Below are 25,593 nucleotides of genomic sequence, written 5' to 3' on the forward strand. Positions count from 1 at the left end.
CATCATAAAATGATATTATGATAACAGCAAAAGGATATGCGGCGCAAACGGCAGAGAGTCCACTAACGCCCTGGCAATTTGAAAGACGCGAGCTCGGCGCGCACGATGTACAGATCGAAATTCTATACTGCGGGGTTTGTCATACCGACATTCACCTGACCCGCAACGAATGGTTTGAAGGAATTTTCCCCATGGTTCCAGGGCATGAGATCGTGGGGCGTATCAGTGCCCTGGGTGCCCATGCCACAAAGTTCAGCATCGGCGGTCTGGGTGGCGTGAGCATATTCAAGCCCCGGTGATCGAAAAGGCAAAACAACTACTGGCGACGACGAACTTACAGGTCAATAAAATTGCCTATCAAATGGGCTTTGAATATCCACAATCTTTTCATAAGCTGTTCAAGAACAAGACGAACATGTCTCCGATACAGTACCGTGAAAGCTTGAATTAGGCGGTGGCTTTTTGATCTGTTGAAGGTCTCGGTTTTCGATCAGTTTATTGGTTCAACCGGGGAAGTAACTAGCGCACCATAGAGCATCGCGGAACCATACAATGAGCTGCGCTCCCCAAGTTTTGATATCGAATAATTCCCGAGACGGTCGAAAAGGATTTTTAAAGCTTTGAAGTCAATTGGATATGGAACCCAGGGGTTGGATGCTGTTGTGTCATATTCTACAATCAAAAACCTTCTACCTTTACTAAAATGTTTTTCCAGGCGCCGGATTAAGGATTCTTTATCCTTGATGAAGTGAAGGGAGTTGGCCATCAGTATCCCGTCTAATCCCGCAACTTCCAACGCCTTTGTTTCAAAATCGGCCTCGATAAATTTGATCGAAACCTGGTTGCCCATTTGAGGCGGAAGATGTTGGTTGTTTTTGTCGACGCCGGTAATCTTGCTGTGCGCTGGCAGCATCGTCGCCAAGGCTTCGGTGAAAGTCCCCGTCCCACAACCCAAATCTAACCAGTACTGCGCATGCTCGCCATTGGCACCGCCACCGATTAGTTCTATGGCCTCTTGATTTGTCATGGGGTCCTATGGATAATTTTTGGGGGCCACGCACAGATTGCAGTATCCGCGGATGAGTGGTTTGCATCAACGGGGCCATCCAACAGTTGTACTCATCGAAACCTAAATTCTGATATCTGTAAGTTTCTCCGCTGAAATCGATGTCCAAAAACTCGCCGACCCTAATGCCGTCACCTACTTGGCCCTTCTGGTAGATATCGTACTCAATTTTGTGGGTTACTTTGTAGTAGCGAAGTAGATCATTCTTCCTCCAAATGCTTGAACTAGTGTTAATTAGAGAGTATTCCTGAGAAAGCCCGCCATAATCCGAATTAAAGGGGCCGAAACCATCCTTAAATGTTACTGGAATCGCTATTACTTCACCGGGTTGTTCGGGAGTCCTTTCCCTACATCCGAACATATGGGACAACCCAATTAATAGTAAGAGCAATTTTTGAATTATTTTTGCCACTACTTGCGGCCGCTTAATTGTTCTTTAAAAAAATTTGGCCAAATGTAGGGAAACCATTACAGTAGTTAGTGCCACACTGGGGGGCTCATTATCAGATATTATCATTGTCCTGTTCAGGAACTCCACTGCAACGATTTGCATGGGTAAGTTGAGAAAAATGATTCGAAATTCAAGTTTACATGCGGTCTCATTTTACTTTAAATTTTTCTGGTATTGCTGGCCCCTTTTGGGTAATTGCCAAGGTCCTTGCAGGTTTTGGAGACAAGTCGAAAACAAAATGACAGATAGGTTGGTTTGAATCTTAGTATTGAAGTGCTACTGACACTTGGCTCAAAATACACTACATTTGGATAGTGGAAAACTGCTAATGAAACCCAGGACTAGCAATGCACCGGTATACAATCTTTCAGAGGTAGCCCGGGATTCAAACCTTCCGTTAAGGCTCAGGTCGGACGAGTTTACGATCCAGGTTGATATTCAACACCTGGATGATAGCCTAATGACCGGACCATACCGCTCCAACTTTTTCCTGATTCTTCTGGTCCTGAAAGGTGCATTCAGGATTAAGATTAATTTGAAAGATTACACGGCGAAAAAAAATAATCTGCTGGTAATCGGTGCTAATGATCTCAGACAATTTCTGAGTGCTGACAAAGCGTGTGTATTGAGCGGTGTGGCCTTTACAGCTAATTTTCTTGGCCAGACGGGCATCTCCGCAAACGCTCCGGAAGCGTTCAGCTATTTTTCTACAAGGTTTTCTCCGGTATGGAAGTTGATCGATAAGGATGCAAAAGCGATAAAAGTAGCGTACCGTTTGTTGTATGAGCGGGAACTGGTTTTAGAGCAGCACCCTTTTGGAAAGCAGATCCTTCATAATACCTTCAATAATTTCGTCTATGAACTAGCCGCTCTTAGCAATAAATATGTTCAGGCAGCTAGTACTGCCTTATCCAGAAAGGAAAACCTGGTGATTAGGTTTGTTAACCTTGTCCAGCTGCACTTCATAGAGCAGCGAGATCTTCAAAGTTACGCTGCTAAGTTGAATGTAACACCTAAGTATCTTACCGAGACCGTTAAGGAAATAGCCGGTAAAACGGCGGGACAAATCATAGACGATTTCGTGGTGCAGGAAGCCAAGTTGATACTTGACAACCCGCAGCTTAGCATCGGTGAAATTGCAGACCTGCTACATTTCAGTGATCAGTCCCATTTTGGGAAGTTCTTTAAACGGAATGCTGGTGTATCCCCCAAGCTTTACCGGCGACAGTTCGGACGAATCTCCGGATGATCAGAGAATCGCCATATTTTTGAGGACACACAAAACCCTGGCACTATACCCAAGCTTCCAGCACGCACTAAGCGCATCTCCTTATATGCTCTTAGTGAGCGCTGACAACGTATGAAGCAGAGATCTTTTCTCAGTTTCCGGAAGTGGGACGAAAATGCTGTCCTGGACCTCATTGATATCATTGCGTAATTTGTCAAACAAGGCTTTCCCCTGATCTGTAAGGCTTATGGATCTTTTCCTTCGATCGCCGGGTTGCGTTGAAACTTTTACATAATGCAGGCGCTGCAGGCACGTAATCGTCCTTTGAACAGATGATTTATCCCGTGAAAGGGTGTCGGCAATGTCCTGCTGGCAAAGCATCTTCTTTTCACAAACGAGCAGAAAAACGGGTAACTGGTCTACCCGGAGATCTATTCCGGCTTTATCGAGTATGGTGTTGGCCCTGTTGCGCAGAGTATGAAGGATTAAACTGAGACTATTCAGCGTCAGATAAGCCTGTACGGAAGTGCTTGCATTGTTTTGTGCGTCCCTTTTCATATCAATCGTAAGATTTTGTTACTCTTTGGAAAAAGCCAGTCTAACGGCGCGAAGCCCGGATACACCCTGCAATTCTTCCAACAGCAGGTGCTCTGTCTCCCCCAATAATTGACCATCATCTTTTAAATAGTCGATGAAGGGCAGATAGTCCTTTATGTCGCGCTCATGGGAATATATAATGGCCACTTTACCGGGTTGGGTCAGCCGATGCTGCGTACCGAGAATGTGGATCTTGTCAATCCTTTTCTTGATCATCTGGTAGCGAATGTTATATGCGCCTTCAACATCGAATCGCTTTTCGTCCTCCCGGAAGGAAATATCGACCGGCTGATTATGAACGAAAATCAACTGGGTGGTTTGCAGGGGCTTGGGCAGCTCCGCAGCCAGCTCTCCTGCAAGCCTGCCGATCTTGATCATAGAATGAAGTTGCCAGAGTCTTAGATCCCGTAAATGGAACTCGCTGAACCGCCTTTCAGGGGCTATGGCCTGACCGATGTAGATATCATACTCACAGCCATCGGTGCGAAACTTCTCGAAATAGAAGGGGAACTGGAATTGCAATTCAGCGATATCTGCCTCCAGTTGCCAGATGATCAGGTCATTGATCCTTTGCATCGAATCATCGAGTTCTGCCGAATTCCTGCTGAATGCCTGGTCTTTTTGCTGCATGCGATCCATGTAAGGGCCTACAAGGCCTTTGGCCACCGTGTCCTGGCCGCACAAGTAATGCAGGTATTGATCTACTTCTGAGTGCAGAAATTCTTTGATGGTAAATTCGATATCGGTCCCCTGGTGGTCGGCCGGGCTTACTTTCAACCAATTGCGGCACTTATGGCGGAGTTGGCGCAGGGACGGGGAATTTGCCAAAGCGGGCACGCGCTGCAATTCGTCTAACAGATCATCAACAAAGCCCAGATATTCCCTTAGGTCTTCCTGCACGGCACTCCTGCGGTGAATGCTGGAATCCCTGACATCGATCGCCCCATACAAAGGAAACAGGCCGTTGAAGACAATCTGGTTCTTCCGCATGGCAGCATGCTCCAATAGCTGAGCAGACATCTCCTGCCAGGCCACCTCGTTGAATTTCCATTCGACAGCCGGTTGGATAAATGTAAACCGTTCTTTGACGCTCCGGTCGAGCTCCGCCGATAGCGCCTGCACGATTGAGTATAGCAACTGGCCCAGTGCTTCCAGGACAGGCGCGACCAAGACAAGGACGCCCTGGTCAAGTTTTCGACCGCGTCCTGAATGGATGCATAGCATTCCGACTGGCTCACCGTGATAGTAAATTGGCAGCAAGGCTATTCCTCCCACGCCATTGTGCCGAAATAATTCCAGGTCCGGTTGCTGCTGGCCGGCCGGCTGGCCCAGGTCCGGGCAGAAGACGAACTCAGGGGCCGAAGCATAGGCTTGGGCAAGTTCCTGAATCTGGCCCGAGACTCCAGCAGATTGCTCCCAGATTCGATGCATGATGCCAGAGCCCGCTATCGACTGGCTGTGGACTAGCCGGTTGTTGACCTTAAAAAAAGGCAGCAGGTCAAAATCCACGCTGGTGTCGGCCGCAACCGAATGGAGTATTTCAATAACTTCTGAAAAATCGCGCAGGCTCCTTGATTTGACATCGATGGAAATATCCTTGAGCCTTGCATTGGCTACTGCCACAGCCGCATCCCTGAACTGGATGCCCATTACTCCGCTAAACATGAACTCGTGCAGGGGCAAAAGTTTTTGTAACACAGCGAAGAACTGTCCCGACTGGATTTGGCTATATAGCCCTGCAAAATCGAGTTCTGGCAGCTGCTGGTTTACACAGCTGACCTCAATGAAGTCGGTATTCACTTCGATTTGGAGATACCGGCAAGTTGAGCCTGTTTTGGCCCGGCAGAAATACTCGGCGGTTGCTGGAATCTTAAAGTCATACAACCGCTGTAAAATCAGTGAGTAGGCAATCTGCCGCATCAGGTTGGCGGCAGCCCCGTATAGTTCGAGATGGCCTTGCCCGGAAACGTCAGCAAGTAGCTCAAAAAGGAACCCGGTGCCATAAAGCAAGGTAGGTGTCAGGGGTGGACAAAGCCCCCAGGCCACGGGCTGCCCGGCTGGTGAAGTGGCTGACATGAGCGGAAACAACTTTTCCAGCAGCTTTGGATAATACTTTGCCTGGTCAATGGAAAGGTTTGCGCCAGGCACCGCCTGGTCTTTCAGATAAACGGCAAGGGCGCGGTAGCGCGATGCCTGTACCGGGTCTGCGCCGTTGGAAATTACGCTAAGCCGCGCTGCAAGAGCGCCCCAGGACAGTTCCGCCATTGGCGCGGCTGGCTCGTTTGGACCAAAGAAATTTTCAATAACCGACTGTTTCATGACGGCAGTATTGTATTTGGGCCTACCCGGCTTTCGTCCTGGCAGCCAGGCGGCCGGTGGTACGAAATCATTCTTTGTCCCGCATCGTTTACTGACAGCCGCAAAAAAAAACGGTTGGAAAAGGAAACTGCCTCGGATTGTCCACCGGCGTATTCATTTGATCGGTCGAAGAGGATAGCCTGTATTTGTGAAACATACCAATTGATCACATGTTGGGCCTTGACATGTCCGGCGTAAAACCCCTCCCGAACCCCGCGCTGATAATTGGTTTCCAAAAACGAAAGAAGCAGTGTTCTGCCTGTCAGCAGCAGCTTATAGATATCGGGATAATCAGTTTTAAGTCCTGCCACAAATACGGGTGACAGATTTGCTAACCCGCTTTGCATCTGGTCAAAAAAGTGTTGCAGCTCAAAGACTGCATTCGGAGATACAGCGCCGCAAACTTTCAGCCGCCGGGATGCGGTTTCCAGGTAGTGTTGGACCACAGCCCTGAGAAGGTCCTCTTTGGTTGGAAAGTGCTTATAGAACAGACGCGTATCGCACCCCGTTTGGCCGATAACGTCATCCGGGCAGACCTTTGCTACCCCATTCTTTGCGAAAAGGGGTGCTGATACCCGGATGATTTGTAGCTCGAAATTTTTCAATGCCATTTATTTTAATTCCCCGATTGCCTTTTTGTAAGAAGCGGTGTTGATACGCAGTTCTGCCCTCGCATCGATCGTGCTCGCGTAAGCCTGTTGCCAGACGGCCTGCGCTTCCAGCACGTCTTTGCCGGTAATGGTGCCTGCCTTAAAGCGGTCGGTCGCCAGCCTGAGGTTTTCTTCGGCCTGGGAGAGGGAAAGGTCGGAAAGTTGGATCTTCTTTTCTGATTCCCTTACCTGCAATAAGGCTCCCTGCACCTCGATCCCGATGCGTTCCCGGGTATCGTCCAGCTCCCACCGGCTGGCCTGTACTTTCATCTGCTGCTCGGTGACCTTTTTGTGGTTTCTTCCCCAATCGACGATCGGCACCGATAGACTAACCACCCCGAAGTAGGAACCCAGTAAATTGTCGTTGTTAGAAAAGTTAACCCTTTTGCCTGCCGAGCCAAATGCGCCAGCCGATAGCCCGATCTGTGGCTTTGCATCGGCCCTGATCATGCCGGCCTGGATCTGCTGGACTTCGATCAGGTCTTTAAGCACCTGCACTTCCGGCCGGTTGTCCGCATAGGTTGTGTCCAGGTGGGAGGGCAGTATAAGTTCGACGGTTACAGAATCGGGCACGCTTAAATCCGCGTCGGCGGGAAGTCCGGTCAACTGCGCCAGATTAAGCCTGGTAAGAGTAAGCGCGTCACTGGCCCTGGTATAATTCAAGTCGGCTTCATTGAGACTTACCTCCGCCCTGAGCTGGTCGTTTTTGTAGGTCAAACCCGCATCGACGGCATTTTTCAGTTCGTCCCTGAGACCTTGCAGCATCTGCCGGTATTTCTCGGTTAGTTGTACGCGTGCCTTCGCCTGGGAGAGCTGCCAGTAGGCGGTTTCCACGGCCAGCATCAGGTCCGCTTCGGCTATGGTCTTTTGCCCTTCGGCAATCCGTATACCTTTTTCTGCTGCCTGAACGCCGAGCCTGATTTTGCCCCCGGCGTAAATGGGCTGTGTGGCTGAAAGCGATGCGCTTCCTATCACAGGGGGAAGAAGCTTGTCGAGTGGCTTGCCGACGTAGATGCCCATGACCGAGCCGTCAAGCGATGGCCGGTTATTTAGTTTTGCGCCTTCCCAGGCCGCTTGGGAGGCCTGTACCTGTGACTGGGCCGCCTTGATCTTTTTGTTGTGTTCCATGGCCAGGCGCCGGTAATCTTGCAAGCTATAAACGCTGGGCTGGGCTTGTGAGGATAAAGCCGTAAAAATGGCAGTCAACCAAAGTGACGACTTTATTAGCTTTATGATATTCATGTACTTTGATATTTAAAGTGGAGCAATTGCGGGCAAAAGCCCCGTAGGCGGCCTTGCCCGCTGAGTGTAGCGTTCTAATTATGGTCGGGTTTATACTGGATCTGGACGGTCGCGTCAGCTTCGTCTGCGGGATCGGGCTGCGGCTTGACGAACATGTAGTACAGGACAGGGACCACAAAAAGGGTCAATACCATCGAAATGATCAAACCGAAAGCCAATACGCTGCCTAGTGGTGCCCAAAGGGGCGATTTCCCAAGGATCATCGGTACGACGCCTACAGCGGCAGCGGCAGAGGTCAGAAATATGGGCCTCATCCTGCGTTTGGCCGATGCCAGCGCCGCCGCTTTGACCGTGTATTGATGTTCCAGCACCAGCTCGTCCGCATAATCTACCAGGATGATGCCATTTCTTACCACGATACCGATCAGGCTAATGATACCCATGAAAGCGGTCATCCCAATCGGGTTACCGGTAAGGTAAAGCCCCAGGAACGCGCCAAGCAGGCTCAGTGGGAACGTTGCCAGGATGATCAGCGTCTTGCCGAAGCTTTTGAATTGGAACAGCAGGGTGACAAAGATCAGGATCAGGCTTACCGAGAGCGAGGTGAGCATGCCCGGCGTGTTTTCATTGCTGGATTCGGCGTCCCCGCCGTAGCGAATGCTGATTCCGTCCGGTAAGGCAATCTTCTCAATCTCCGGAATGGCATGTTTCATGATCACCGATGCCCTGAGCCCGTTCTGGGCTTCTGCAAGTACCGTCAGCGTCCGCAGGCCGTTTCGATGTGCGATCACGCCGGTATGCCAGGAAGGCGACAGATCCGCCACCTCTTTGAGGGCTACCTTACTGCCGTACATCGAAGTGAGATGGATACCGGCAAGCTGGCTTGCCCCTGACCGGTTTTGCTCGGAGAGCCGCAAAAGAATATCGACTGGCTTATCGCCTTCCCAGATTTGCGATACCGCATAGCCCTTTAAACCGGCACCCAAGGTCTGGGTGATCAACTGGTTGGGGATCCCTAACCGTGCAGCTTGTTCTTTTTTTACTTTTAGGCTGATTCCCAGGTAGTCGTTCTCATAGTCGGAACGGACCCAATTGGTGCCATTGGTTTTTTCGAGTATTTGCGCGACCTGCCTGGCGACACGCTTTTGATCGCGCAGGTTATCGCCGATAATCCTGACCGCTATCGGCGAGCCTTCCTGAAAGCTCAGCTGCCGGAAGCGGATATATCCATCGCGGAGGAAACCTTCAAATTTCGGCCGGTATTCCCGGACAATTTCATCGGTTTCCTGATTTCCCTTTGTGGTGATGAATAACTGGGCAAAATTCCGGCGTGGCGGCTCGGGGGCATAAGAGGTCTGAAAGCGCGGTGAGCTGGTGCCTACGAAGCTGGAAATATTCAACACGCGTGGATCTTTACGAAGGATGGTTTCCACGCCACGCACAGCTTTTTCGGTTGCCTGAAGGGAGCTACCCTCCGGCAGCCAGACTTCGATGTTGAATTGGTTGCGTTCGCTGGTAGGGAAGAACTCCTGTTCCACATTGGCGGCCACCAGGAATGCCAGGGCGACTGCGGCCACTGCCGAGGTGACGGTTAGCTTCGGCCAACGGAAACAGAATTCCACACCGGCATTAAACACATTTTGCAGCCGGTCGAGCATGGACTTGCGGGGAGGCCTGTCGGATACTTTGTGCTTGAGGCCTTTTTTGATAAAAACAAAACACATGTAAGGAGTAAGGAAGAGGGCGACCAGCATCGAAGTGATCAGGGCCACTGCAACCGTCACAGGAAGCGATGCCATAAAATCCTTCGCAATGCCGTTCATAAACAGGGCCAGCGGCGCGAACGCAAAGATGATGGCAAGGGTTGCGGTGAAGATTGGAAGGGCAAGCTGGGTTGCCGCCTGCCAGGCGCCGGTCCAGGGGGTGATGCCTTCGTCGAGCTTTTCAATATAGTTGTCCACCACAACGATCGCATTGTCCACGACCATACCCAGCACAATGATCAGCGCAGCCAGCGATACCTGGTGGAGCTCTACGCCGATGATGTTCATAACCCCGAATGTAATCAGGATCGATATCGGGGCGGCAAAAGAAGCCACTGCCGCCATTCTGATCGGGATCAGCAGCATCACGACAATAATCACGGACGCGATCGCCATACCAAACTCAACCATAAAATGGCTGATGCTTTCCTGGACGACATCCGGCTGGCTCACAATCGTTTCTATTTTAATATCGTCCGGGAAGGTTTTCTGCAATTCCCTGAGCTGCTCATCGACCTTTTTACCGAATGCAACAATGTTATTACCTGGCTGCATTTCGGTCGAAACCAGCATTACCTTATTGTCTCCGATCCTGATGTAGGAGGACTCTTCCTCGTAACGACGCTCTATTTGCGCCACGTCTTTTAAACGGACCACGACACCCGCAGGGGTTGTGTAGACGATTTGATCGGCGATCTGCTGCTGATTTTTGAACTGGCTGTTGGTGAATACAGGGATGGTATTGGAACTTATGGACAGCTCTCCGGAATATCCGGTCACGTTCTGTGACTGTAAGACCCTAACGACGGTGGACAGATCAAAGCCCAGCCGCTGCATCTTTTCATCGTCGACGGTCACATAAATTTGTTGTCGCTGCCCACCGGAGCGGTTTATTTTGGACACCTCGGGGATCGTCTTTAACACGCTTTCCATGCGGTCCAGGTACTGGTCCAGTTCGGCATAACTGCGCGATGAAGACGAGAGCGCGATGATCTGGGCTGTTACGTCCCCAAAATTGCTATTGACCACCGGGCCGATCACCCCGGCGGGTATGTTTGCCCTGACCACCGTATTGAGACCATGCTGCAGGGTCGACCAGAATTTTTTGCGGTCCTTCACGGACGGATGCAATTCGACCGTGATGAAAACCTGACCTTCCTTGGTTTGTGATCTGGTCTTTTGTTTATTGACCTCTTCAAACGAAAATAGGTATTGCTCGACCTTATTGGTCACCTGATTTTCCATCTGAATTTCGTCGGCCCCGGGGTAGAAGGCGTACACCAGGGCTACGGGTGCATCGATTTTTGGGTCTTCTGCCCGGGGCATGTTGCGAAGCGAGTAGTAGCCGAACAGCACAAGCAGCGTTGTGATCACCAGAGTGACCTGCCTGTACTTCATAGCTGCTTCGATGAAGTTTAATTTCCTTTTATCCATTGTTTCAATTAGTTGAAGTGATCCGCAACCTCGGGCGCGAACGCTTTTGTGTATACGGTGCGTTAAAGACTGACAAGCGAGCCGTCATGCAGGTGGCTCTGTCCTTCTACGACAATGGCCTCTCCCGCGGAAAGACCGCTCAGAACGGCGAGTTGATCGCTGCCAGTCATATCGCCAACTGCAATCCTGCGGCGTATGGCCTTCCGGTTTTGACCGACTACATACACGTAGGTGATTTCATCCTCGTCGCGGACAATGGCGGTGGCTGGAATCAGGATAAGAGACTGTGCCTTCCCGGCTTGTAAGGCCACAGTGGCCATCATGCCCGGCAGCAACCTTTGTGAGGGATTTGCGATAGCGATTTTCACACTATAAGTCTTGGAACTGGCGTCGGCCTGCGGGTTAATAATATTAATCGTTCCCTTGAGCGTGTCCCCGATAGTGGGCACGTACACCGATGCCTGCATGCCTTTGCGCAACGAGCCTATCTCGGCTTCGGGCACAGTTACCCGCGCATAAACGCGGTCGGTCTTGATAATCGTAAAGGCCGCAATGCCCGGCCCCGCAGTGCTGCCTCTTTCGACCAGTTTTTCGGTAATGATCCCCGAGATTGGCGCATAAAGTTTACTATCGGCGATATGCTTGGCGTTGATGCTCTTGCTGGCTTTTGCCTGTGCTAATTTTGTTTTGATGTCCATATAGTCCTTGGCAGGCAGGCTGCCTTTCTGATAGAGCTCGTTGAGCCTGCCGTAAAGGTCCTCGGCCTGTTGCATGCTCGCATCCGCAATGGCAAAGGCATTTTCGTACTCGGTCGCATCGATAGTGGCCAACAGCTGGCCCTGGCGTACAAAGTCCCCTTCCTGCACGGATATTGTCTTGATGACCCCAGGCAACGCAAAACCGACTCTTGCAGTGTTTTCAGCTTCAATACTGGCCGTGTAGGCAAGTTGCTGTGGCCCGCTGGTCTGGGTGATTTGCCAGGTGGTAACCTTGATAGATTTTGGGTGATTTTCTGCTTCTTGTTTGGGCTGCGGGGTGCAGGCCGTCAAACATAAACCGGCCATCAGCGATGACAGGATCGTAAACCGGAGTGGCTCCATGAGAGGTTTTTTAACTTGGAATGAATGAATAATGAACACCGCAAAGGTTGGAGATATTTGTCTGGTCAAAAAGGTCCGTTATTCGGCATGTTTGGTCTAAAAGTCGGTTTTTGAAGATTTGTTGCTGCTCGCTGTTGATTTTGTTTTTAAAGGTGAGTTGATGGCTCTTGCTCGATCAGAGAGGTTGATAAGCACTAGGTGGCCACCGATGAGATCCTGGTCCACCTCGCAAACGTCCTTAACCGGTTTGTGGATGCGCAAACAGGGCTGCCGACTGTACAGAAGATCGCGAAGGTATTGAACATATTGCCATATTATATTCAACACTTGAAGGATAGCTTAACGACCGGATGATACCGCTGCAACTTTTTCCTGCGTATTTATTTCCCAGAAGCGCTGTATAGATCAGCCTGGGCAGTTTTTCGACACTGACGGTCTGGAGAGGCTCAATCGACGATTAAGCAGTTTCTATTTTTTATTAAAATAATACTGATATTTGTCATACTCAGCTTTCTTTGCATTGAATTACTAACCTTCTTCGTACATTCTACGACATGGAAGACCTGCATGTACATCATGGTGACGATTTACCGGACAACCTGGCCTGGAAAATGTTCCGAGAAGGGGACGACCAGGCGATGAATGTGATACTGCAGCGTTATTTCCGCCCTCTTCTGCATTACGGCAGCAAATTCTCAGCAGACCGGTCGCTTGTAGAAGATACCATTCAGGATTTGTTTTTAGGGTTTCTCGAAAAAAGGCAGGATTTGGGGAGCCCCGCCAACCTGAAAAATTATCTCTTCAAATGTCTGCGCAATAACCTGATCAGACAGGTCAAGGAAAAGGCGCGGTTGATGCCAATCGAAGAGGACGACGCCCTCTTTACGGAACCCACAAACATCCAGGATGTCATTATGGGGACCGAAAGTTCGCACGAGATGTCGCAGCGAATTTCCATCCTTTTTCGCTCGCTCACCAAACGCCAAAAGGAAGTCATGTTTCTCCGGTACTACGAGAACCGCAGCAACGACGAAATCGCAGAGATCATGGATATCAACAAGCAATCGGTGTCAAACCTGCTTGCACAATGCCTGGTCGTTCTTCGTGAGAACTGGGTGCATATCCTGTTTTTGTTGCTACCAACGCAGATCAAATAGGCGTGATGCGCTAAAGGATTCTACTAAAAGTACTCTGACGCACAGTTAGTTATTGCTCCCATAGAAAATATCCCAAAAAAACATTCGCGAAATTGAGTATTGGCAGTGCGGTTTTTTCTAATCGTATTGGGAAGGCAATTATTCGATTTTATGAATAAATATTACAATTTCAAGGCTGCCGATTTTATCGACGATCCCGGCTTCCGGGACTGGGTGTACGGCAGGCCCCAAGATACTGCGGTCGATTGGCAGCAACTTGGTGATGCGCAGCCCTCGCTCGTGCAGGAAATGGACGCGGCCAGGCTGTTTTTGGAAAGCGTGTCCGACGAGCAGCCCGACGTGTCCGACGCTTACATTCAAAACTTTGGCGATCATATTATTCGCAAACACAACGAAAAGACTTCTCCGGAGGCCAGACAGTTTCCGATACGCTGGTATAAGAACCCGGTCCGCCTTTTGTATATGGCAGCCACGATTTTCCTTGCTTTCGGCCTGGGTTGGTACTTTCTGCTGTCTACAAACAGGAATGCTTCTGAGCAGTCCGGGATGCTGGCCTGGCTTGGACCGGAGGACAAACTTGTCAATAAAAGCAATGGGTCAACCCATGCGGAGATCATAACCCTGCAAGACGGGAGCAAGATTACCTTGCAACCCAATAGCTCGGTCACTTATCCCGAAGTTTTCGACGGGACCGAGCGGAATGTACAGTTGCAAGGAGAGGCGTTTTTTGAGGTAAAAAGGAATCCGAAGCAGCCATTCCTGGTGCATTTTAACAATCTGATCGTAAAGGTTCTAGGCACAAGCTTTAATATCCGCTCATTTCCAAGTGAGGGGAGCGTAAGAGTAACGGTGAGGACGGGCAAGGTCGCAGTGCTTCCGGACAAGGCAGACTTCGGGGAAAGGCTGCTGACGAAGGCGCCGCGCGCAGTAACGCTGACGGCTAACCAGGAAATCTTCTACAAAAAAGGCGGAGATCGGTTTGAGCGCGCCGTCGCTATCAACAGTCAGATTGTGAACCCCGAAATCTCCGAAGCGGATTTTGAATTTGCCCGGACACCGCTTAGCGACGTGCTCGAAAAACTTGAAAAAGCATACGGTATCCCCATTATTTACGATGAGGACCAGGTGCGCGACTGCTCACTCACGGCCTCGCTTTCGGACGAACCATTACTTGAAAAATTGAAGATGATCTGCAAAACAATGGATGCCAGCTACGAAACGGTGGATGGCCGGATCGTGATGAATGTGAAAAGCTGCCGGGCGGCGATGCAATAAATGTCTAACCTAACTGATCAAGCTCTATGATAACATAGCTACCTAAACAAAAAAAGACCAGTAGTGTTTGCGCCACTACCGGTCCTTCGATCCCTTTCCTTAGTCAAAAGCCTGGTTCTTCATGAAGAACCAGAAGGGAATGTTTTGTCCAAAAATCTCACTAGTTGATACAAAACCAAGTCAAATATATGAAGCGAAATTTAGTCCCACAACCGTTACTGCTGAATTTTATGAAGGTGACCTTGATTCAATTCTGCCTGTTAATCATGTTCACCGGGCTCGTGTTTGCGCACGATTCCCTGGGACAGGAAATTCTCGAACAAAGGATCACATTAAAAATAGAGGAAGGCGAAATCAGCACTATTCTCGCCAAAATCGAGGGTATTGCCAAAGTGAAATTCATGTACAGCCCCGAGGTAATCCAGGCCAGCCGGAAAGTGAAGCTCGATGTGACCAATGAGCGTCTGGAGCAGGTTTTGCAATCGTTCCTTTCGCCGCTCCGGCTCACCTACGAGGTCAATAAACGGACGATCATCTTGAACCTGGCACCCTCACGCTCGCCGTTGAGTTTCCAGCTGTCACAACTTTCGCAGAGAGGCCCCAGAGCCAGCGTGACCGTTTCGGGTACCGTAACAGACGAAAAGGGCGACGCGTTGCCCGGTGTTAATGTCATCCTGAAAGGAACCCCGTTCGGCACGAATACCGATGCCAAAGGCAAATATGCGTTAAATATCCCCGATAGTGCCGGTGTGTTGGTTTTTAGTTTCCTGGGTTATAAAACCATCGAGAAAGAAGTTGGCAACCGGACGATCCTGGATGTCTCGATGAGCCTCAGCGACAATTCGTTGGAAGAAATAGTAGTCGTTGGTTTCGGTTTGAAAAACAAAAAAGAAACAATATCCGGAGCCATTTCCACGGTCCACGCTGATGAATTGTCCCATGCCAGCACGGTTACAGCCGCCGGGGCGTTGGTGGGCAAAATGCCTGGAATCGCATTCCGGCAAAGCACAGGCAGGCCTGGCAGCGCGCCCGACATTGAAATTCGTAACTACGGATCGCCGCTGGTGATTATCGACGGAATCCAAAAGGATTATGGCAGCTTTGCACAGCTGGATTTCAATGACATTGAAAACATTTCGGTACTGAAAGATGCCTCAGCTTCCATTTACGGAATGCAAGCTGCAAACGGCGTACTGGTTGTAACGACCAAAAAAGGCAAGCGCAATCAGAAGCCGGTGATTACGCTCAATGGTTATTATGGATTGCAAATGCCGGCCGGTTACAACAAACCAGCCGACGCGGCCACCTACCTGAAAGCGATCATTCAGGACGAGACTTACAATAATGTCCCGGAATCCGCAAGAACGGTCACCCGCGAGGAGTATAACAAATGGGTGGAGGGAAAGGAACCCGGCTACCAGTCGTTTGACTGGTTCAACTACATCTGGCAGACAAGGCCGCAGACCTATGGCAGCCTGAATGTTTCCGGCGGTAGCGATAACACCGATTATTACATCAGCTTTAACCGGATCGAGCAGAAAAGTATGCTCCGGAATTTCCACGGCTTTGACCGTACCAATTTTCAGAGCAATGTGAACATCAATCTCAGCAAGAAACTGAAAGTCGGCCTGAACGTCACCGGGCGCTTGGAGCGGAACAGGCAGCCCGGGCTCCCCGGCGACGACTACGATTTTGCATTGCAGTCGGCATTCCGAAATCTGCCGACCAAGCGCCCCTTTGTCAATGACGATTCGCGCTATCCGGGCATCTCGGCGATCGATCCGCAGTTCAGTTATGGCTGGATCAATGAAGAAATGTCTGGGGTGTACAAATCCGAGGTCCGGATCATGCAGCTGAACGGAACGGGTGAATACAATATCACCAATAATTTGAAAGCCCGGGTCCTGCTAAGTTATTGGTTCAAAAACTACCGGACGGACCTGCGGGAGAAATCTCCGATTTTATACAAATACAATGAGGCGGCCTCGGCTTATGACATTGCCTATCAGGGTAATGCGAGATACACCGAGCGGTATGTGCAGAATTCGGAGGAGATGACCAGTAACGTGCAGCTGGATTACGAAAAGACCTTCCAAAAGCACCACGTGCATTTGGTAACGGGTATGGAAACCAAATCGGCCAATTATCCCGGCGTGTATTTCTTAGGAAGCCCGGAGGCGAATGGCATACCGTTTCTGACCACCAAAACGGTCACTTACATGCGGGACGAAATTCCATTTAACCAAAACCGGTTAGGCGTTCTCGGCCGGTTCAACTACGACTACGACAGCAAATACATTCTCGAACTGTCGGGGCGGTACGACGGGTCATACTTCTACAAGAAAGGCAAACGTTTCGGCTTTTTCCCGTCCGCATCGGTCGCTTACCGCCTTTCGCAGGAAAATTTCTGGAAGGACAATGCATTTTTGAACAGAAACATTGATGAAGTAAAGTTCCGCGGCTCCTACGGTATTCTGGGAAAAGAATTGGGAAATCCCCTCACATACTTGACGGGTTATAACTTTAACCAGGGCTCTGCCATCCTGGATGGAAGGGAGGTGGTTTCCAGCCGCATTACCGGCCTTGCAACCGACAACATTACCTGGGGGCGGGTGTACGTGCTGGACCTGGGTGTGGATGTGGGGCTGCTGAGTAATCGCCTTACCGGCGGCTTCGACTGGTTTGACCGCCACCAGACCGGTGAGCTGGCGAGTCGCTATGACGTGCTGCTGCCAAATGAAATCGGGTTCAGCCTGCCGAGTGAAAACCTGAACAGCGACCATACCCGCGGGATCGAGATGAATTTGAACTGGAAAGATAACATTCGCAATTTTACGTACTTCCTGGGCGGTAACTTCACTTTTTCCCGCTGGATTACCGGTACACGCTATCGTCCCAGATGGGCCAATTCTTACGACCGGTACCGCGATCTTTGGAATACCGAAGGCCGTTTCAGGGATGGCAGTTTCCAGCTCGTAGCTGATGGACAGTTCCAAAGCTGGGAGCAGATTGCCAATCATCCGATCGACCAGGACCATTATGGCAACACGACGCTCCGTCCCGGCGACTACATTTTTAAGGATACCAATCACGACGGCTATATTACGGACCTGGACATGCAAAACGTGACCTACCGTGTCAATAACGGCACGCCCTGGCTCAACTTTGCTTTCCAGGCCGGGGCCAGTTGGAAGGGCATCGATTTCAGGGCTGAGTTCGCCGGAGGTTCCAAGTTTACCTACGAGCAGCAATGGATTATGCGCTATTTCGATGGTAATACGAACGTCTCGCAGTATCTGGCCGACAATTCCACCTGGTACAAGGACATCTGGGACAAAAACAGCGGCTACGACATCGGCCGTTATCCGCTGCTGACCAAAGGTGTCAACAACTGGATGAACACGCATTGGCCGAACAGCAACTGGCAAACCAACGTGACCTACCTGAAATTGCGGAATATCGAATTGGGCTACAACCTGCCCGATCATGTCATTAAAAAAGCAAAACTGGCCGGTCTGCGCATCTATGTTTCGGCCCAGAACATTTTGACCTTCACCAACATGCCCGGTGGCCTGGACCCGGAAATGACGCATGATGCTGGGATCGCTTATCCGAACCCCAGGCTTGTCAATGCCGGTCTGACTGTAAAATTTTGATCCCTTTTATTTTACAAATCATGAGAATCTTAATTGGTTTCCTTACCATAGCCTTGATGGCTGGTGTCCTGGGATGTTCAACAGACCTTGATACAGAACCTACCAACATACTACCCGAGAGCGCCGTTTTTACCGACAAGGCGCTGGCTGAATCCGTATTGGCCAATTTCTACGCTTCTGTGAACTACGGCCAGAATAACGGTGATTACGGAAGCTACCATTTGCTCGACGAAGCCAATCTTTCCTACGGGCCGGCCACAACTACGGATGCGGAGAAAATCATTCCCCGCGACCTGTTCCAGGCTTACGATTACGGCCTCGTCCGGAGAATGAACCAGTTTTTGGTTGGAATTCGCTCCAATGCGGCCCGCTCGGCATTGCTGGAAAGCGACAGAAGCAATATGGAGGCGCAATGCATCTTTTTACGGGCCTGGTATCATTTCTGCATGGCCCGCTCCTACGGTGGAATGCCAATCTTGGGCGATACGGTGTTTACTTATGAATCAGGGATTGACCCCGAGCGTTTTCAGGTCGCCCGCTCCACCGAAGCAGGAATTTACGACTACGTGATCGCACAATGTGACCTGGCCGCCACCGGCCTGACATCCGCCAAAACGACCAATGGCGGTGTGGCCAACAAATGGGCAGCACTCTTGCTCAAAGCGCGGGCGGCGGTTTACGCAGCTTCCATTGCCAACTACGGCAACAAGCTTACGCCAGCGCTGCATACCCAGAATTGGGAAGCGGGCATCCCTGCGGACCAGGCGGCGAAATACTACCAGCTGGCGCTTCAAACGGCGGAACAGGTGATTACTCAAAGTCCATATGCTTTGCAGATCAACGAAGCAAACCTGGGCGATTCATTTTACAAGGCCACCAGCGTCAAGGCCGGCAACACGGAAGTCATATGGGCATTGGATAGGCTGAGACCTAATGTGGTCACCCAGTTTACCAACTTTACAATGCCTTATTCCCATCGCGATTTCACAGACGGGAATGCATTAGGAGTCGTGTTGAATCTTGTAGAGGCATTTGAAAACAAGGATGGAAGTAATCCGGCTATCAAAACCGCAAATGCGGATGGAAGCTATGTGTTTTACAATTCCGTGGAGGACCCGTTCAGTAAAAAGGATGCGCGTTTATGGGGTACCGTTATATATCCCAATGCGCCGTACCGGCAGTCACCGGTGATTTTGCAGGCCGGGCAAGTAAACAAATCAGGCAATGCATACGTCTTGCGCACGTCTTCCGCAGGTGGCCGCGATGCCCAGGGTAACCTGATTACCTCCATCAATGGCCCGGTAGCGAATTCGGACAATTTTGTCAATAAGACGGGCTTCCTGATTCGCAAGTTCGTCGATGAAACGCCTAATGCGGGCCTAAATCCCTTGTTCAGCGAAATGTGGTGGCCGCGTCTGCGGATCGCCGAAGCGTACCTGATCGCCGCCGAAGCGGCTTTTGAGCTGGGCGATAAAGCTAAGGCCGTTACCTACCTCAATGCGACCCGCAAACGGGGCGGCATCCAGCCACTGACCGTGGAGAAGATCACATTCGACCACATCGTAAACGAATACCGGGTCGAGTTTGCATTCGAGGACCACCGGCTTTGGGATCTGAAACGCTGGAGGCTCGCACATAAGCTCTGGAATGGGATACCCAATGATCCGACTGCGCAGATGTACAGCTTGTTTCCGTACAAAGTGGTGGCACAAGGCGATCAGAATGACGGTAAATGGATTTTTACCAAACAGGTTTCCTTCAAAATGGCGCCCAACCCGCGCAATTTCCCGCTCATGAGCTACTATGCCGCTATCCAGCCGGATTGGCGGGCCAAAAACCCTAAATTGGTCAACAATCCACTACAATAAGCGAACCTCTATGGCTATTCGATCAATCTTCAAAGCGATATTCGTGCTTTTACTGATCACTGTTCTGCTGCCCGGGTGCAGCACGGAGATCGATAACTGGGATTACCCTCGTTCGATTGTTTCCGGTCGGTTTGTTTACAAAGGTCAACCGATGCAACTCATGTCGACGGCTTCCGACGCTACCGGCTCCAATATGCTTCAATTGCACCAGACCGGCGGCGACTGGATACAGGGTTTTGTAAAAGTATTTGCCAAAGAAGACGGAACCTTCACGGTAAATGCCTTCGATGGAGACTATTACCTCACGCTGACCCCCGGAAGAGGTCCGTGGCAGCCCAATATGGACACGGTTCGTTTCTCTTTGAATGGGGAAAAGCGCGATTTGGCTTTCGAGGTGACGCCTTATTTCTGGATTTCGGATTTCAAAGATTCCTTTGCCGATTCTACCCTGACCGCGACTTTCAAGCTCGAACAGATTGTGGCATCAGCGGAGCTGGAACGCATTGTAGTCGAGCTCGGAACGACCGCGATCGTAGATAATCTGTCCAAAGCTTACGAGAAGTCATTCACCACCATCACCCCCGGCACCAACACGGTGACGTTGAATTTGAAGGAATTGTCCGTCGTCGAGAAAGCGAACCTGCAAAGAACGGGACATTTGTTCGCCAGAATCGGTGTGAAAACAGCCGGCGTTTCAGATATGATCTATTCGGAGACGGTCAAACTGCAATAACCGGCCACCCATCTATTTGTTAGTATCCTAATCCGTTAGGACTGCACTGCGCAGTCCTGGCAGGATTGGTATGCATTCACCATCAAATTAATACATATGAAACACATCAGATTATTCTCTCTACTGGTGCTATTCCGGCTTATAGGCATCGGGAGTCTTCAGGCGGCAGCGCAGCAGCTACCGGCTGCGAACTTGAATGCAAGAACGGCGGCAAATCATGCTTCGAATGCCGATCCGGTCGACATGACTGACCAGATCGTTAATCCAAGTTTTGAATCTTCGTTTGAGGGTTGGACCAACAATGGAATGGCCACACAAGGTAACGACGGCCTGGACCCTTACCGGCAAGGAAATACTTACATTGAGAAATGGGTAAGTTCACCGCCGTTGCCCGATGTGAGCGTGTCACAAACCATTGCTAACCTGCCCAACGGCACATATACCTTGACGGCTGGCGCACAAAATATCTCGCAGGACCCATTCGGCCCGCAGCCCGGTGCATTCATCTTTGGAAATAACGCGCAGACCGAAGTGCAGGCGAAAGGCGAATATTCGGTAGATTTCCTGGTCGTAGATGGGACGGCGACCATTGGCTTTAAAACTAAAAACTCCTTGGGAAACTGGACTGGCTGCGATCATTTCCGCTTGCTGTACAGAGGATTCGATGCCCCGGCGATGCAGGAACGGTTGCAGGTTCTGATCGACTCGGCCCAAGTGCTTCTGGCGGGAAAAATGAAGAATACCAATCGGGCCGCGCTTGAAGCTGCCCTTGCCGCAGCTCAGGAACCCTTGCCGCAACAGGGTGCTGACGATGCGCTGGCCCAGCGAATTGTACAACTGCAAACGGCCGGAGAAGCGGCAAAAATATCTGTTGAGGCATACGCGAAACTGCAAGCGGCCGTCGATGCCGCAAAGCAAGCCTACGGGAGTGTGAACGGCGAAGGGGCGGCCACGTTGCTTGCAGTACTCGACGTCAATGAGGCCCTTGCGAATAATTTCGAGGCGGAACTTTCCGAGATTCTGGCGGCACCCGGCCAAATCGATGCGGCCATTCTTGCCTACAAGCGGGCCAATGCCTCCGATGACGCTCCCTTGGAGATGACCGAATACATCGCCAATCCCAGTTTCGAGTCTTCGCTTTCCGGTTGGAATAACAACGGCATGCAGGTACAGGGCAATGATGGGCTGGGAGCATACAAACAGGGTAACCTCTACGTAGAAAAATGGGTAGGGGCTCCTCCTTTGCCGAATGTGAGCGTTTCGCAGGTCGTTACCGGGCTGCCCAACGGCAAGTATACGCTGATGGCAGCAGGGCAGAATATTACTCAAAACCCTGTCGGCGGCCAACCCGGCGCTTTCATTTTCGGCAATGACGGGCAAAAAGAGGTCGGCGTATTGGGTGAATATGCCGTGGACTTTCTGGTGATCGAAGGCAAAGCAACCATCGGCTTCAAAACGGAAAACTCTCAGGGAAACTGGGCTGGTTTGGACAATTTCAGGCTGCAATTCAAGGGATATTCCAGGGCCGTCATGCAGGAAAAATTGCAATCTTTGGTGGATTCCGCTCAAATATTGCTCGCGGCAAAGATGAAGAATTCCGACCGTAACGCGGTGCAAAGCGCGGTCGCCACAGCGCAGCAGCCATTGCCACAGGACAATCCGGACCAGGTACTGACACAGCGCATTGTGCAATTACAGACAGCCATTGCTTCGGCTGTCATATCCATCGACGCATACCGTAAACTTCAAGCGGCGCTCGATAGTGCAAACTCAGTTTATGGCGACGGAAGCGGTAATCAAGCGGCGGTGCTTCGGGATGTCATTGACATCAACCAGGCTCTTGCGAACAATCTCGATGCGGAGCTTTCTGATGTGCAATCGGCACCGGAAGCCGTTTATGCGGCCATTCTCGCATTCCGTGTGGCCAATTCGGCGGGAACGCCTCCTGTCGTGACAACGGATCCCCGCTTTGCGCGGGGTGCTACGATGGCCTTTGGTCGTAGCACGATTTCCGGTGTCAGCATGGATGACCTGCGCGAACACGGCTTTTGCTACGGTACCAACCCAGACCCGACGATTTTCGATCAAAAAACAACCAAGAGCTTTTGGAATAATGGCCTGATCTACCGGATCGAGAATTTGCAGCCTGCAACCGTGTATTACATCCGCGCATATGCCATTGGCCCGGATTATGCGGTAGGCTATGGCGATGCGGTCAAGGTCATCACGATCCCCCAGGGCAATGTCACCTACCAATTGGAGGGAAGTGTCACCAATAGCGGCGAAAATTATCCGCGCATCGCAAGCGCCGTCGAATCCGGTGTTTTCTACTATAACCACCTGACCAGCATCACCGGGCACCATTTGTCGGTGAACTACAACGCCGGCACGCCAACCGCCGAAGCGAGCTATGGCGGCTACATGCAGTTCGGCGCTAACCCAAGTTATCAAAGGACAGGCACGACGCTGCACGAAATGAACCACACCGTGGGCGTAGGACAGCATTGGATATGGTACGGACCATCTTCCCCGTTGCGGGAAGGAGGATCGGGAGGCAGATGGTTAGGAGAAAGGGCCAACAAGGTACTTCAATTCCTAGATAACAATCCTGATGCATTCATGACCGGGGACGGGGTACATATGTGGCCTTACGGCATCAACGGTGCCCACGAGGACAATGGTAGCGAATTCCTTTACACGGCCAATGCATTGATCACGCAGGGCCTCGGAGAGGACGGGCTGCCGCCCACCGGCGGTTTTGCCAGTCCGGCCTACACCTTTGACTACGCTGACAATACCAAATATTACATCAAAGTGGAAGACGACAAGATGGGGCTTTATACCTCCTTTCTGGTAGAAAATGAGGCAGGGCAACTTGTGAATAAACCTTTGACCGGGCCGAATGCACTGAATGACGACCACGCCGCCTGGTATTTCCAGTTCAATCCGGCGACAGGCTACTACCAGATCAAAAACGCGGCAACGGGCAAGTTCTTCACCTATCAGGGGACAATGGAAAATGGCATTGGTCTCGGCGCCTCTAATCCCGCTTCGCCAGCGCAATCTTTCCAGTTGATGGGTGCCCGGTATAACACAAGCTTGGGTGACGAAGGAAACAGCGTTTCCGCCAAAGCGTACTGGATTGTCAGTCCTGAACGCAACATGTCGCCGCCTACACTTGCGGCGAAAGCAGACGGAACAACCGGAACGCAGGCATTCGATTTTACCGATGCTGCCAAGGCGCAGCGGTGGCTGCTTTTGTCGGCCGGGCAAGTCGAATCATTCCAGTACCTGGTAGTCGATCCAGCGGAGGTGCGAAATCCGCATGTGGCCAATGGCGACGGCAAAATCACGCTGACCTGGGATCCCGCCTTTGGCGTAACTTACGATGTGCTGCGTGCGCAGACGGCGGATGGAAATTTTGAAAGCATTGCCAGCAATTTATCTGCTACCCGGCATGCAGATGCCGTGCCTAACGGAAATGCCAATTATTACAAGATCGTGGGCCATAACGAAGTGGGTAGCGTTGTCGAGTCCGGCGTGCTATCAGGAAAGGCAATGCAGGGTCAACAGGCACATTATGCTTTCGATGAAAACCAGGGCACCAGAGCGTACGACGACTGGGGCGCTTATCACGGACAGCTGAAGAACGGGGGTGCATGGACAGGCGGCAATGCCGGCAACGGCAGAACGGCAGCTTCCAAACCAGGAAGCGGCGGCGTGATTTTATCCAGAACGGACCGATCCTATGTTGAACTTGAACCCGGATTGGTGAGTACACTTTCTGATTTCACGATTGCGACATGGGTAAAATTGCCCGAGAATCTGGACGACTACGCGCGGCTGTTTGACTTCGGCACCGGCACGGGGGCATACATGGCATTCGCTCCGAAGGCGGATAGCAACATCTTCTACCAGATCAGGAATTCCTCAGCCGACTACACGCTGTTTATTCCTCACACCGTCCCTTTGAACAAATGGGTACACCTGGCGATCAGTCAGAACGGCACCACTTTCAAAGTCTATCTGAACGGGGCGTTGATTTTCACAGATCAGCAGGCTAATCTTAAACCGAGCGACCTGGGCGTGACCAATCAAAACTATCTTGGCCGCTCCCAATGGGGCCACGACCCGTACAGCGATATGGCCTATGAGGATTTCAGCATTTATAATTACGCGCTTTCCGATCAGCAGATCACAGCCCTGGTGCAGGAAAGCCCATTGCCTGTTAAGCTAATATCCTTTGAAGGTAAGGCCACCAATGAAGGCAACCGTGTTAGCTGGCGGACGGCCGAAGAAATAGACAATGATTACTTCGCCGTTGAGCGAGCGTCGGGCAGGCCGGTAAACTTTCAGGTGATTGGCAAAATCAAAGGAAATGGAACAACATCTGTTGAAAATAGATATGATTGGCTGGATAGCGAGTCTTTGAATGGTATATCGTACTACCGGCTTAAACAGGTTGACATCGGTGGTCAGGCTACTTTCAGTCGGATTATTGCGATCGACAATCGCATCAGTCATTCATTGAATGCTTATCCGAACCCAACCTCCGAGCGTGTGGTAATCGAGTTGCCTGAAACGGCCTCGTCGACGGTTCATGTTCGGGTATTCACTACCGGTGGACGGCTCGTGCTTGAAGATCGATTAACAGGGTCAAACGAGGGCAGGTTGGATTTCAATATGAAGGCCTTACCGACTGGCTTGTACCAGTTAAATATTATATCGCCGACCGGCAATTATCACGTCAAAGTTGTCAAGAAATAGCAAGGCGAAGTATGCAACAGGGCCGCTCATCATATCCTGATTGGGCGGCCTCATTTCTCTATCGGGACGTTATTTGAAGTTGTACTTATAGGTAAGTCATTTTGTTTTCCGGCCAGTAGTTGCTTTGACGGGATGAATTGAACAGAATTACATACAAGATATCTATCTTCTACCTGTATCAGATAGGTATCAATTAATTCTAATATCGCACTCACTATGATTTCGTTTCTTGGGTGTAGCTCAATGGC

Annotated in this window: 16 protein-coding genes; 9 read left to right on the plus strand and 7 right to left on the minus strand. The window is 50.8% G+C overall.

The features are described from left to right. Nucleotides 1-17: 17 nt before the first annotated feature. Together AAHB90_RS25610 and AAHB90_RS25615 are read left to right on the plus strand one after the other, a co-directional pair. A complete protein-coding gene (locus tag AAHB90_RS25610; protein WP_342088076.1) occupies nt 18-299 on the plus strand; it encodes an alcohol dehydrogenase catalytic domain-containing protein in 282 nt (93 codons plus the stop codon). After that, the gene (locus AAHB90_RS25615; RefSeq protein WP_342088077.1) at nt 296-451 is read left to right on the plus strand and encodes a helix-turn-helix domain-containing protein; all 156 of its coding nucleotides are present in this window, start codon (nt 296-298) and stop codon (nt 449-451) included. Before AAHB90_RS25610 ends, AAHB90_RS25615 begins: the two co-directional genes overlap by 4 nt. A 39-nt stretch (nt 452-490) precedes the next feature. On the opposite strand, the gene AAHB90_RS25620 is transcribed toward AAHB90_RS25615, so the two are convergent. Continuing rightward, complete coding sequence (locus AAHB90_RS25620) at nt 491-1,027, minus strand: class I SAM-dependent methyltransferase (protein WP_342088078.1); 537 nt, start codon at nt 1,025-1,027, stop codon at nt 491-493. An 818-nt stretch (nt 1,028-1,845) separates the two neighbouring features. Between AAHB90_RS25620 and AAHB90_RS25625 the strand changes: the two genes are divergently transcribed. Further along, nucleotides 1,846-2,766, plus strand: a complete 921-nt coding sequence (locus AAHB90_RS25625) for an AraC family transcriptional regulator (protein ID WP_342088079.1) — start codon at nt 1,846-1,848, stop codon at nt 2,764-2,766. Nucleotides 2,767-2,847: 81 nt separating this feature from the next. Here the strand turns inward: AAHB90_RS25625 and AAHB90_RS25630 are convergent, their stop codons facing one another. The 6 genes from AAHB90_RS25630 to AAHB90_RS25655 all read right to left on the minus strand — a co-directional run bounded on the left by AAHB90_RS25630 (nt 2,848) and on the right by AAHB90_RS25655 (nt 11,889). Then, on the minus strand, nt 2,848-3,303 hold the full coding sequence (locus AAHB90_RS25630) for a MarR family winged helix-turn-helix transcriptional regulator (RefSeq protein WP_342088080.1): 456 nt from the start codon (nt 3,301-3,303) through the stop codon (nt 2,848-2,850). An 18-nt stretch (nt 3,304-3,321) separates the two neighbouring features. Further along, complete coding sequence (locus AAHB90_RS25635; RefSeq protein WP_342088081.1) at nt 3,322-5,661, minus strand: hypothetical protein; 2,340 nt, start codon at nt 5,659-5,661, stop codon at nt 3,322-3,324. Beyond that, nucleotides 5,658-6,311 carry a TetR/AcrR family transcriptional regulator gene (locus AAHB90_RS25640; RefSeq protein ID WP_342088082.1) on the minus strand — a complete coding sequence of 218 codons (654 nt, stop codon included), beginning with the start codon at nt 6,309-6,311 and terminating at the stop codon, nt 5,658-5,660. The genes AAHB90_RS25635 and AAHB90_RS25640 overlap by 4 nt, the downstream gene beginning before the upstream one ends. Continuing rightward, complete coding sequence (locus AAHB90_RS25645) at nt 6,312-7,592, minus strand: TolC family protein (RefSeq protein WP_342088083.1); 1,281 nt, start codon at nt 7,590-7,592, stop codon at nt 6,312-6,314. A 74-nt stretch (nt 7,593-7,666) separates the two neighbouring features. Further along, complete coding sequence (locus AAHB90_RS25650) at nt 7,667-10,789, minus strand: efflux RND transporter permease subunit (protein ID WP_342088084.1); 3,123 nt, start codon at nt 10,787-10,789, stop codon at nt 7,667-7,669. A 62-nt stretch (nt 10,790-10,851) separates the two neighbouring features. After that, nucleotides 10,852-11,889 (minus strand): efflux RND transporter periplasmic adaptor subunit, encoded by a 1,038-nt coding sequence (locus AAHB90_RS25655; protein ID WP_342088085.1) that lies wholly within the window; start codon nt 11,887-11,889, stop codon nt 10,852-10,854. Between the two features lie 554 nt (nt 11,890-12,443). Between AAHB90_RS25655 and AAHB90_RS25660 the strand changes: the two genes are divergently transcribed. The 6 genes from AAHB90_RS25660 (at nt 12,444) to AAHB90_RS25685 (ending at nt 25,345) form a co-directional block, all read left to right on the plus strand. Then, a complete protein-coding gene (locus AAHB90_RS25660; protein ID WP_342088086.1) occupies nt 12,444-13,046 on the plus strand; it encodes an RNA polymerase sigma factor in 603 nt (200 codons plus the stop codon). 150 nt (nt 13,047-13,196) lie between these two features. Then, entirely contained in the window at nt 13,197-14,321 is a 1,125-nt protein-coding gene (locus AAHB90_RS25665) for a FecR family protein (protein ID WP_342088087.1), read from the plus strand. 188 nt (nt 14,322-14,509) lie between these two features. Then, on the plus strand, nt 14,510-17,977 hold the full coding sequence (locus tag AAHB90_RS25670; RefSeq protein ID WP_342088088.1) for a SusC/RagA family TonB-linked outer membrane protein: 3,468 nt from the start codon (nt 14,510-14,512) through the stop codon (nt 17,975-17,977). Nucleotides 17,978-17,997: 20 nt separating this feature from the next. Next, nucleotides 17,998-19,845, plus strand: coding sequence for a RagB/SusD family nutrient uptake outer membrane protein (locus AAHB90_RS25675; RefSeq protein WP_342088089.1), 1,848 nt, complete (start codon nt 17,998-18,000; stop codon nt 19,843-19,845). A gap of 10 nt (nt 19,846-19,855) precedes the next feature. Further along, nucleotides 19,856-20,578, plus strand: coding sequence for a DUF3823 domain-containing protein (locus AAHB90_RS25680; protein WP_342088090.1), 723 nt, complete (start codon nt 19,856-19,858; stop codon nt 20,576-20,578). Nucleotides 20,579-20,674: 96 nt separating this feature from the next. Further along, the gene (locus tag AAHB90_RS25685; RefSeq protein WP_342088091.1) at nt 20,675-25,345 is read left to right on the plus strand and encodes a LamG-like jellyroll fold domain-containing protein; all 4,671 of its coding nucleotides are present in this window, start codon (nt 20,675-20,677) and stop codon (nt 25,343-25,345) included. Nucleotides 25,346-25,593: the final 248 nt, after the last annotated feature.

The organism is Dyadobacter sp. OTU695, assembly GCF_038440355.1.
Taxonomy (GTDB): Bacteria; Bacteroidota; Bacteroidia; order Cytophagales; family Spirosomataceae; genus Dyadobacter.